The sequence below is a fragment of the Mariniblastus fucicola genome, from assembly GCF_008087665.1.
Taxonomy (GTDB): domain Bacteria; phylum Planctomycetota; class Planctomycetia; order Pirellulales; family Pirellulaceae; genus Mariniblastus; species Mariniblastus fucicola.
Genome location: NZ_CP042912.1, coordinates 206,600 through 218,316, shown reverse-complemented (window position 1 = coordinate 218,316; position 11,717 = coordinate 206,600). Strand labels below are relative to the sequence as shown.

General features: G+C 55.2%; 7 protein-coding genes. 6 read left to right on the top strand and 1 reads right to left on the bottom strand.

The window, feature by feature from the left end:
- Positions 1-51 precede the first annotated feature (51 nt).
- A complete protein-coding gene (locus MFFC18_RS00850; protein WP_075082641.1) occupies positions 52-882 on the top strand; it encodes a fumarylacetoacetate hydrolase family protein in 831 nt (276 codons plus the stop codon).
- A gap of 11 nt (positions 883-893) precedes the next feature.
- Here MFFC18_RS00850 and MFFC18_RS00845 read toward each other — a convergent pair whose 3' ends face one another.
- The gene (locus MFFC18_RS00845; RefSeq protein WP_075082642.1) at positions 894-1,322 is read right to left on the bottom strand and encodes a hypothetical protein; all 429 of its coding nucleotides are present in this window, start codon (positions 1,320-1,322) and stop codon (positions 894-896) included.
- A 178-nt stretch (positions 1,323-1,500) separates the two neighbouring features.
- Between MFFC18_RS00845 and MFFC18_RS00840 the strand changes: the two genes are divergently transcribed.
- The 5 genes from MFFC18_RS00840 (at position 1,501) to MFFC18_RS00820 (ending at position 11,633) form a co-directional block, all read left to right on the top strand.
- Positions 1,501-4,893, top strand: coding sequence for a tetratricopeptide repeat protein (locus tag MFFC18_RS00840; RefSeq protein WP_075082643.1), 3,393 nt, complete (start codon positions 1,501-1,503; stop codon positions 4,891-4,893).
- Between the two features lie 30 nt (positions 4,894-4,923).
- Entirely contained in the window at positions 4,924-5,877 is a 954-nt protein-coding gene (locus MFFC18_RS00835; RefSeq protein WP_075082644.1) for a MotA/TolQ/ExbB proton channel family protein, read from the top strand.
- Positions 5,874-6,287, top strand: coding sequence for an ExbD/TolR family protein (locus tag MFFC18_RS00830; RefSeq protein WP_075082645.1), 414 nt, complete (start codon positions 5,874-5,876; stop codon positions 6,285-6,287). The genes MFFC18_RS00835 and MFFC18_RS00830 overlap by 4 nt, the downstream gene beginning before the upstream one ends.
- An 86-nt stretch (positions 6,288-6,373) precedes the next feature.
- Positions 6,374-10,354, top strand: coding sequence for a prenyltransferase/squalene oxidase repeat-containing protein (locus MFFC18_RS00825; RefSeq protein WP_075082646.1), 3,981 nt, complete (start codon positions 6,374-6,376; stop codon positions 10,352-10,354).
- Between the two features lie 79 nt (positions 10,355-10,433).
- Positions 10,434-11,633, top strand: a complete 1,200-nt coding sequence (locus MFFC18_RS00820; protein ID WP_075082647.1) for an aldo-keto reductase family protein — start codon at positions 10,434-10,436, stop codon at positions 11,631-11,633.
- The last annotated feature ends 84 nt before the right edge of the window (positions 11,634-11,717 follow it).

Sequence of the window (11,717 nt, the reverse complement as noted above, 5' to 3'; positions counted from 1 at the left end):
TATGATACCGGGCCACGAACTGACCTGTATCGCGACCACATTTCAAATCCAATGCATCTTTATCGAACCGAAGAATCCCCGATCGTCGAAGCGAATGGAAACCTGTATCGCATCGACAAGTCGTGGAACGAGCTGTTTCTTGACGACAATCTTTCTGCATCTTTGCGTGGCCTGATCGAAAGCTCCGAACCTGAGGCGGCGTTAGACAAAGAACAACTCGACCTTCTTGCCCCGCTTGTGGATCAGGAGATTTGGGCTTCGGGCGTGACGTACTTTCGCAGCAAAACTGCGCGAATGGACGAATCCAAGGATGCTGGCGGAGGAGACTTTTACGACCGCGTGTACGATGCCGATCGGCCTGAGATCTTCTTCAAGGCAACGGCGATCCGCACTGTTGGTCACGGTGGTTCAATGCATCTGCGCGATGATTCAAAGTGGATCGTTCCCGAACCAGAACTCACGCTCGCAGTTTCTGCTGGCGGAAAAATCATTGGCTACACCGTTGGCAATGACCTGAGCTGTCGCGACATCGAAGGCGAGAATCCGCTGTACTTGCCGCAAGCCAAATCGTTCAGGAATTGCGCCGCGATCGGACCGGGCATTTTTATTTCTGATCAGCCACTGGATCCGGAAACGGGCATCGCCCTGAGCATCAAACGTGACGGCAAAGAGATTGTTTCTGACAGCACAACGCTGTCGCAAATGAAACGCTCGCTCGAAGAGTTGGTCGGCTATCTGTTTTCCAACAACGACCACCCCCAGGGTTGTTTTCTGATGACCGGAACCGGGATCGTTCCTGCAGATGATTTTTGTTTGCAGTCAGGTGACGAAGTCAGTATCACGATCGAGCCGATTGGAACGCTGGTCAACGTGATGGCATAGTGCTGCCTGCGCTACTGCTGGATCACCAGCTGAATCTCACCAGCAACCGACGGCAAGGAAGGAAACTCAACTTCCAAACGGTTCTGCGCGATCAATGCATGGCCGACTTCCAACGAAACGTAACCCGACTCGAAACCTTGCGCCAATTCTGAATCTTTTCCACGGTTCAACAGGACTCGTTGAGCTCCCTCGAAATTGTTCAACTCAAGTGTCACGCTTTGCGACCGTTCCAATCGCGTCGGTTTGGCAAAACTTCGGCGCAAAACGAAACTGTCTTCCGCAGAAACGGCTGACAGTTCGAACAAATCGGGCGAAATTTCGCAAGGAACCTGAACCCGAACGGTGGCTTGCTGCGTACCATTTTGCATCCACAACAAATGGCAGGGGCCGCGCAGGCGAATCGTGTGCTGAGACTTCGTTTTGTCGGAGCCGTTATTCATTCTTGGCAAACGTTAAAGCTTGTGAAAATTCTCGGCCTTGAGCCCGTTTTGCCGAATCGAATTCGCCAACTCCGGGGTAGCTCATGGCATACTGTAGGTCCGACTTCGCTGGTCAGTTTCAGACTTTGCGTCTGACTGCGTTTATTGATTTGGAAACGATCCGGAACAGAGCTCTCAAATGGTACGACAACAAACGCTTTCATTGAATGGTGTGCTGAATTTTGCTTTGTTGACTGGCTGGATGCTCCTCGCCGGATTGGTTGCTTCGCCATTGGTCGCTCAGGAATCCAAGACCGACAAGAAAGCATACGATCTGGAACAAACTGCGGCCAACGCGCAGAACGAGAAAGACTATGAATTTGCTCGTAAGTTATGGCAAGAGATTCTTGACACTTATCCGGAATCCAAAGCCTCTCGCAAAGCCTGGTACAACCTCGGCAACTGTTGCTACAACTTGGAAGACTATGGTAGCGCGATCCTTGCATTCAAAAAAGCGCTGCCCATCATGCAGGAGGATGAATCACCCGCCATTCCCGAAATGCTGTTGGCGTTGGGTTACAGCCGGATCATGGAAGGTCGTCGCCTGGCCGAAAGCGATCCGGACGAAAGTTCCAGCCAGTACACGACGGCAGCCAATGATCTGAACACGGTTCTGTTGAACCACAGCGATTCTCCTCAGGCCGGAGCCGCAGCCCATTACCGCGGCAAAGCTTTTGAAGAACTTGGTCAAAATGACGACGCAAAGACAGCCTACGAACAGTCCGTCGAGATTCAGGACAACGACTTGCGAATTGAGTCCATGTACGCACTGGGTAGGCTTTCACTGAAAGAGAACGAGTTCGAAGACGCCGGCCGCTGGTACGATCGCATTCGCACTGTCGTCGACAAGGAAAAGGGCCACCCGCTGCTGAATGACACCAATCTGAACTATGCGGAATCGTTGATCAACTTCGGAATTCAACAACTCAAAAAAGACGACATCGAAGTCGCGAACAAGAAGTTTCGGGACGCCAAGGCCATTCTTGCGGAAGTAATCGCGGACGAGCACTATGACGCCAGGGACGACGCGATTTTCCTGGATGCGTCTTGTTCGATGTATCTGGGTGACGATGCGAAAGCCGCCGAGCTTTTTGAATCGGTGTCGCAGATCAAAAGCTCGGAGCTGCGTGAAAAAGCACTCGTGCTTGCTGGAAGCTCATGGCTCAAAGCCGGCGACAAAGATCGCGGCACGGCGGCTTTAAAATCTGCGATTAACTCCACGTCTTCTTTCGCTGTTGATGCCGTGCACGAACTGGCATTGTGGCTGATCGATGCTGGTCGCAGCCAAGAAGCATTTGATCTGACCGAAGAATGGTCAACCAAAATCAAAGGTCATCCACTGGAGGTCGACGTGTTGCTGGATCGTGCTAATGCCAGCCGTGGCGTGCCGGAATTGGCGAGCCTGTCATCGAATCTTTATGCGGACATTGCGAGTAAGTATCCCAGCCATCCTCTGGCCCCCAAATGTCTTTATTGGTCCGCGTTCAGCAACTATGAGTCGAACGACTACAACAAAGCGATCGACCAGGCAAAAGCATTTGAAGAAGATTATCCCGGCGATGAACTGCTGGCCGGTATGTGGGAAGTGCTTGGTGATTCGTTGTTGATGAAGGGCCAACACCGCGAGGCCGAGGCGGTATTCCGCAATCTCGCGACCGATTTTCAGGGCAACAAGAAAGATCTGTCATGGTGGATCACGCGTGCAGGATTTGCTTCGTATCTGCAAGGCAATTTCGACGAAACGATTCAGTGGCTGGAGAAGCAGGACGCATCGATTACGTTGCCTCAGCACAAAGCGGAGTCGTTGCACTGGATTGGATCGAGCCATTTTCAAAACGGCCAGTACGAAGAGGCTGCGGAGAAGCTGCAACAATCTTTGGACATTGATCGCAAGTGGAATCGAACGCCCGAAGTCATGCTCGCGCTCGTGAACGCCCAGCTGAAACTTTCGAAATTCGACGAAGCCGAACAAACCGCGACGACGATGATCGAAGCCTTTCCCAAGAACCCGAACGACATCGTTGGTCGTGCACTTTACGCCGTCGGCGATGAGTCTTTGGAAGTCAAACAGTACGATCGCGCCATCCGCAATTTTGATCTACTGGCGACCAAGTTTGTTGACAGCGAACTGACGCCATTCGCCATCTATCGCGCTGGCTACGCGGCGGTTGAAAACGATGACGGTGAGGATGCCGCAAAACGTTTTGCTGACTTCCTCGAGAAATATCCGAAACATGAACTGACTCAAAATGCCACTCTCGGACGCACCAACGCGCTTCGAATGTCGGGCAACACGGAGGAATCCATCGCTGGTTTGAAGCAGTTGGTGGAAACCGCGACGGGTGAAGAAACCATCCGCAAGGCCACGTATCAACTTGGACTGGCCTACGTTGACAGCGGCGATTGGCCCAACGCCGTGGCGACGTTTTCGTCGATGACAGATGCCTTGACAGCGGACACGCCTGACGCCGACAAAGTTTGGTACGAGCTGGCGTGGGCTCAACGGGAAAACGGAGAACCGGATGATTCGTTGGTCTCGTTCGCGAAACTCGTTGAAGTTTATCCCACCAGCACTTTTGCTCCGGAAGCTCATTTCTTGCTGGGCTCGCAGGCCTATAACGAAAAAGACTTCGACACGGCGATCGAGCATTACACTGCCGCAGGTTCGGATTCGGCTCGCGACGAGATCCGCGAGAAGTCCCGGTATAAACTCGGCTGGTGTCACTACAAGAAAGAGGACTTCGATGCCGCCGGAGCCCAGTTCAAGAAGCAGGCCGAGGAATTCCCGAACGGAAAACTATATGCCGACGGCCGCTATATGATCGCCCAATGTGCATGGCGTTCTAACGACTTCGATGAAGCCTTCGAGGCGTACACCGTCGCCAAACCGGTGATCGAGGAGTACTCGCAACTTGATGAACGGGTCAAGAAATACACGTCGCCGACGCTGCTCAACGGGGCGCGGGCCGGAAACAAAACAAAGAACTTTGTGCAGGCTGCCGAGATGGCGCAGGCATTGATCGAGATGCCGGACGTCACTGAATCTGTCAAGCAGGAAGCCCAATTGGAATTCGGCATCGCGAAAGTTGCGATTGGGGAACTTGACGCGGCAAGTGGTCCGCTGGATGACGCTTCGCTCGCGGACGGCGAAACCGGTGCTCATGCGAAAGCGCTCCTTGGCGACATCTTTTTCAAACAAGCCGTCGACGCTGCCAAGGCAGGCGACACAATAACTTCCAAGCAGCGTTTCAACGAAGCCATCGAAGCCTATGGCAACGTCTATTACGGCTATGGCGGAAGTCTGGCTCCCGCAGAAGTCAAATCCTGGCAGGCCTACGCTTCTTACGAAGCAGCACGTTGTTACATGGTCCAAATCAATGAGGCCAAAAGCGTGGACAAAGTTATCCTCGTCGGGAAGGCCATCGATCGATACCAGTACCTTGTCACCCGATTCCCCGAACACGCCCTCGCCGCGGAAGCTAACAAACAGATCAGCAAACTGAACGCTCTCAAAGAAAAGTTTGCCAACTAACAACTCGAAAATGTATCTCACGTGAAGTCCATGTCGAACGAAACTCATGCGAATCCAATGCGCTGGCTGATCCTGTTGTTGATCGCCACGTCAATGCTGGCCTTTGCCGCATCGCGATACTCCGTCGCCGCGCCGATTCAGGAATCCGATGCGAACGTGGCGGCAAACGCGGACACGGCAGGCGAAGCTGAAATGCCCATCGACCGGGGGTCGCCAGAGGAGGTCAAACCGAGCGGCATCAGTCTGTTGCGACTGTTGACGCGTGGTGGCTGGTTCATGGTGCCGCTGTTGTTGTTATCGATTCTGGTCGCCACGATCAGTGTGGAACGCTTCCTGGCACTCCGTCGAGAGAAAATTTTCCCGCCCGAGTTGGTCAAGCAGCTTTCTTCGCTAACCCAGTCGGAAGGCGGACTCGATCCGCGGCGAGCCTACCAGGCCTGCCAACGCTACCCTTCGTCGGCGTCGTATATTTTTCGATCGCTGCTGGTAAAAGTCGGCCGACCGCAGGCGGAACTGGAATCCGCGGTTTCCGAAGCCGCTCAACGCGAAGCAACACGCCTCGCCCAGGTCAGTTCATGGCTGACGCTGGCCGCAGCGATCGCGCCGTTGATCGGACTGCTGGGAACGGTTTGGGGAATCACGCAGGCTTTCTACGACACCACACAACTGGTTGTTGGACAGAACCGGGCAGAAGCACTGGCTCAAGGAATTTACACGGCTTTGGTGACGACGATGACGGGACTGTTGATCGCGATCCCGGCCGCAGTCCTGTCTCATTACTTCGAGAATCGAATCGTTCAGCTTCTCAACGAGATCGAAGAATTGTGTTTCAACATGTTGCCACAATTCGAGCGATACGAGGGCAAATTAAGGTTCACGACAGGCATTCCGGCCGATGAGGACGCCGTTGTGGAACCGTCCGAGAATATCGGCGACGGAGACTATCCGCCGATCCCGGAACCACCGTCGCGGAGGTCTCGATGAGCGTCAAAATCAAACGCACGTCGGCGATCAGTTCGCTAAGCATCACGCCGCTGATCGACGTCGTATTTCTGTTGCTGATCTTCTTTCTGGTGTCGTCGCGATTTTCGGAAGAAGAACGCGAGCTGGATTTGAATTTGCCGAGCGTGACCGAAGCGTTGCCGTCTTCGATGCAGCCCGATGAACTGGTGATCAACATCGATCGCGAGGGGCGATTCTTCATCGACGGTGGCTTTCGCCAACTCGAACAGGTCGAGCAAATTTTGCGCCGCGCCCAGGCGAACAATCCACTAACCCAAACCGTTGTCATCCGCGGTGACAAGGAAACCAATTGGGAGCAGGTCGCCACGGCTATCAGTCTGTGTAAGAAAGTCGGCATCAACGAATTCACTGCTACCATCGACGATTCGTAACCTGTATGGCACAGCCTTCCCGCCCGTGAACGTTACACAATCGCTGGCCAGAAACCTGTGTCGCCATTTCCTACGCTCCCCAAAACATGTCAACTCAACGCACCATCAAACGAATCAGCCCGGGACGCGTCGATGCTTTCGACGATCAGTTCTGGCCGGTCGTGGTTGCGCTCTGCGTGTTATCGGCGATTGGATTCGGAGCCATCCTCACGCTGTTGACCGGACCGTGGATGTGGCTGAGCCTGCTGGTGTTGCCGGCGATGACGGCAGGCGCCCTGTTTCTGTTGTCGCAAATGGGCGACTCGAAACTGCGACGCACGTTGCAATTTTCGCTGATTGTTTCTCTCGCCGGCCACCTACTGATTCTGATCGCGGCTTCCCTGGTCCTGATCTTCAACAGTGGCGTCAAGAAAAACTGGAATCGCGTCACCAAACGCAACGTTCGCACCATCGAGTTCACAAATCAGAACAGCTCCGTTTCGATTCCGGTCACCAAACCTGACAACACTCCAGAACCCGACGTCGAGATCAAGCGGCGCGAGTCACAGGTGACGTCTGCCGAACAACCGATTCCGGTCAAGGAATCAAAACCCACTGTATCGCCGCAGACACGTCGAAGAGAAACGACCGAACGAACCGTTCCCCGCCTCGATGAAGCTCTTTCCCAGCTTCGGCGCAACCGAATGTCACGCGAGGAAAAAAGCAGCACTGTATCGAAGGCCACGGAAGCCACAGAAAGCTCGATCGCGGTCTCTCGTCCCTCGCCAGCCGAAAAACCTGACACGCCGACACCGAGCGAGTCCGTCACTGCCGCGGCAGAAGCCGACAACATCAGTCGATCGTCCTCGACGTCGTCAGACCGAAAAGTCGTCAAAGACGTCCAGCCGCGCGAGACGGCTCAGACATCGGTCGCCAAACGAAGCATGCCGAAGGCCGATTCCCGGGCGACTCGCTCCAACAACTCCCGGCTGACGCAAACCGCGTCTCGCGAGACGAAAGCTGCGGATCGACCAAATCAATCGCGAGCCCGCGTCGTTCGTGCTGAAGCAGAAGTCCGCAAACAGCCCGCCAAAAGCACGCCGCGACCAACTTCGAAAGCGAACGTAGCCAAAACTCCTTCTGAGCTCAATCCAGCCGAAGCCGCAGGGCAGCTAACACGTCGACCACGGCGCAGCGAAACCGCATCGACCAGCAAGCTGCCTTCGCCGTTGACGCGAAAGAAAAAAGCTCAGCCGAAAAAGACGACGATCGTTCGTCGCGAAAACCCCAGCCGTCCCACCGTCACCAATCCGCTCGCGGAATCCAGCTCAACAAGGCTGGCGACCAACGATGCTCCAACGATGCGTTCGGTTGAACCCGTCAACCGACCAGCCCCCAACCCAACTTCATCTTCGAACAGCGAATCGCTTGAGTCGCGGACGCTGTCGATCACCAAAGGACAAAAAGGAAACGCCGGCGCGGTCGCTCAACAGAATCTGCAGACTGGCCAGGGCGGACTTCCCAGCCCTGCCGTTCGGGCTTCCGATGCGATGCTGAACCGAAAGGAACAAAGTCCGACATCGCGGACTCAAATGTTGACTAACTCGCAGGCGTCGACGATTCGCCGATCGACTGCGGAAGCGCCGCGTCCAACGAGTGCCTTCAAGGTCAACACTTCCGCGGTCGCCAAAATCGCGGGTGCGAAGTCGCCATCGATGGAAACTGCCGAATCGTCTGCTGCCGACATTACTTCGGCGTCGCGTGAATCGCGAGAGAAGGTTGCGATCGAAAAAGGTGCTGCTCCGGTGAATCTTGGGCCGACCAAAGTCGTGGCTGAAGCCCAACGGCGACGACTTTCTGGCGGCGGATCGCCAGAAGTTGCCAACCTGAGCCCTACGCTAACCCGTCGTTCGACTGCGGAATCGGAAGTCAGGCCTGCATTGGCTGCAGCGGAAGTTGCTGCTACGGCTGCACCGCGCGAATCGGCTTCAGCGCCTGATTCTTCCATCAGCGAGGAACCGACGGGGATGGCGGAACTGGAACAACGCAGCGAAGGCACGGATTCGCGAGTCAGCGACCATGCCGCTGCGCCTGACGTGGCCCCAACGGCAGAGCAAGGCAGCGGTGTTGCGCCGCAGTTGGCCGCCAACCGCCGTGAGTCGGCCAGGGAGGATATGCGTTCGCGACTGGAACAGATCTTGAATCAGATTGCCGACGGAGACGGTGACGAAGAAGACGAAGAGGAGGCCAATCGCTTGCGGAAGCTGCTCGGCAGTTCGGCAGACCGTGTGGCCCGAGCTCCGAACCTGGACGAGGACAATAACCCGGCGGAAGGAACCGACGGCGGTGCGATGGCAGATGATGGCATGGCCAGCGAGGCAGATGTAGTGACACGATCGCCTTCGAGCGGCGGAGCGATTGCGGCAGCTGACCTGTTGGGGCAAACCGCGACGCGAATGGCTGCTCAGGCGGCAACTTCAGCACCGGTGGTCGAAGGAGCGCTCTCTCGACGCAGCCAACCGTCGGAATCCGAAACCTCAAAACGTAAGCTTGCTCGCGCCTCGAACGCGACCGCTCGCAATCGCTCAGAAACCGCGCCCAACATTTCGCCTGAGGTTTCTCTGACGGCGCCGTCGACAACTGAAGGAACGGGTTCCGCGGCGGCTACTGAGACAATCGATAGCGACATCGCCGACGTACGTATGTCCCGCGACGAGTCTCGGCAATCGGACGCCGGTTTCGAACTCGAAGTCGATGCGATTGAAGGTCCTGCCGGGCTGGCGATGACTCCCGACGTAAGAGCCGGAGTCAACATGCGTCCCGCGTCAGAAACCAGTCGACAGATCCAACCGGAACTGGAGACTCGTTTTCGAAAGGATGATTTTGGCGGTGCGCCAGCGATGAACCCAACCGCGACGGTTGCCAAAGAAGCCTTTCGCCAGCGAACTCCCGGAATGGCCCAAAGCCAGGCTGAACCGAAAACCGAAGCCGCGATTAATCTTGGGCTGGAGTTTTTGGCGAGGTACCAATTGCCTGACGGAAGCTGGTCGTTGACTCGTTTCGATACCGAACATCGCCTGCACCAACGTCAACTCGACAGCGACATGGCGGCGACGGGTCTTGCGGTGCTCGCGTTTCAGGGTGCGGGCTACAATCATCGTGAGTTCAAGTACGCGAGGCAAATCAATCACGCGATCCAATGGCTGATCGACAATCAGGGCGAAGACGGACTGCTTTATCTTTCGTCCGATGAAAACTCAAACAATGCTTGCCGTCTGTACAGTCACGGCATCGCAGCGCTTGCTTTGACGGAAGCCTATGGGATGACACAGGATCCGAAGCTGAAAGAGCCTGCCCAAAAGGCGCTCGACTTCATCGCTGACTCGCAGCACCCAAACAAAGGCGGTTGGCGATATTTTTCTGAGATGAAGAAGCGGTCTTCGGATACGTCCGTTTCCGGCTGGATGGTGATGGCGTTGCAGAGCGGAAGGTTGGCGGGCCTGAAAGTGGAAGACGAGACGTTCGTTTCGATTGCAAAGTGGCTTGCCGTGGCCGCCGATCCGGCCAACGAGTCGCTGTATCGCTACAACCCCTACGCCGTCAACTCGCAGGGCGTTTCGAGAATCCAGGGTCGCAACGCCACGCCCAGCATGACGGCTGTTGGGCTGTTGATGAGGATCTATACGGGCTGGGAACGGGATGACCCCAGACTGATTTCAGGAGCGAACTATCTGGTCAATCAGCAGATGCCAGGTGAAACCGTTCGGCTGCGGGACACCTACTATTGGTATTACGCAACCCAAGTGCTGAAGCATGTCGATGGGCCGGCGTGGCAGAAGTGGAATGCGGCGCTGCGACCGTTGCTGATTCGGACCCAGGAAAAGGCAGGTGACAATGCAGGTAGTTGGGATCCTTATTCACCAGTTCCGGACCGTTGGGCCCCCTTCGGAGGTCGAATTTACGTGACGACGATGAATCTGTTGTCGCTGGAAGTTCGACATCGGCTGCTTCCGCTGTATCAGAAAACAAACAAAGCGACCGAAGAAGATTCGAATCCGATTATCATTGAGGCAGCTCCTGTCGAGTAAATGTTCAATGACCCTTGCAGGGTTGTTTTCAATTGCGACAATTTGATCAAAACAAACGAAAATCGATCCCCGACCATCCATGCCACGAGAAATTTCTGCCAACCAATTCTGTTTGGGAACACACCCTTCGATGAAGCTTCAACGCGAGGCGGTCAAGAACCCGTCTGGAGTTGGAAATGCCTATTCGACCGATCGATTTGGAGCCTGGTTCAAAGAGATGAACTTCGTTTTCGGCGGTGGTCAACTCTCGATCGACACCGCCGCTCTCTATCAGTTCGTTGAGCTGTTCTCTGCGTGGTGCAGCAAGTCTGATTTTGACCCAAGAGGCGTCGACATTTGGACGAAGATCGGACGCTATCCGGCGTTTCAATCGCCCGACGATCTCAACGCCGAACCGGCTGCCATTCGATCGGGCGACGTCGGAGGAATCTTTGACGGCACGACCGATATCTTTTCGCTGTACGACGCGAACGCGACCCGAGCCCTGATCATGGCTCAGGCGGCGGCGTTGAATGTGATCGAGTTTGCGGGCGTTGCGATTCACGATCCGGCGGACCATCTGATGCGAGACGCCGGGTTCATCGACGTTCAGGATGGAGTCGCGTTTTACGAAGAGGAACGCTTCGATGCGGAGTACGATTTCGAAACCGGGCCTCAATGGGATCTCATTGAGCAAGGAACGATCGCGCCTTTGAAACTTCATCAGGGAACGGGGCAGATCAAAAACATCGGGATGGCGACCAAGCATGCTCCGACGATGGTCGAGTTCGTTAAACGGTTTCCTGGCAAGTTCGATTACATCATGCACACGCTATGTAATCCATCGGCGACGAAGAGCTTTTGCGATCTGTTGGACCTCGCGAAAAGTGAAACTGCTGCCGGTCGTCCGCTGAAACTTGATATGGGCGGTATCCTCAATGGCGGTCTGTACGCCAAAAACGATCCGCTTGATGGCGAGTTTGAAAAGCCCCGCGTCGAGCGGGTTGTCGCGAACTATCAGAACGCTTCCGATGATGCGTTGCATCACGTGGTTAAGCTACAGAAAGTCATTGACAAGTATTCCGTAACACGGCGTGTGTTGGCCGCGGAGTTCGCTGGTCAGGCGTTGGTAACCTATCCGCAGATTTGTAATCGTTGCGTATTGACGTCAACGACTCCGCACCGGACGGCAACGTTGATGAAAGAGATTCGTGCGACGACGGTTTCACAGGATTGCTGGAAGCAGTTGATCGATGAAGGCCTGTTCGACGAGCGTTGTGCGGAATTCCTGCTTTCGTAGGAATTGGGAGTTTGCGGGGCGGAGGCTTTCCACTTCTGATCGCGCTGGGTTCTGCCATGTTTCGCGATTGTAAACTCCTGAGGG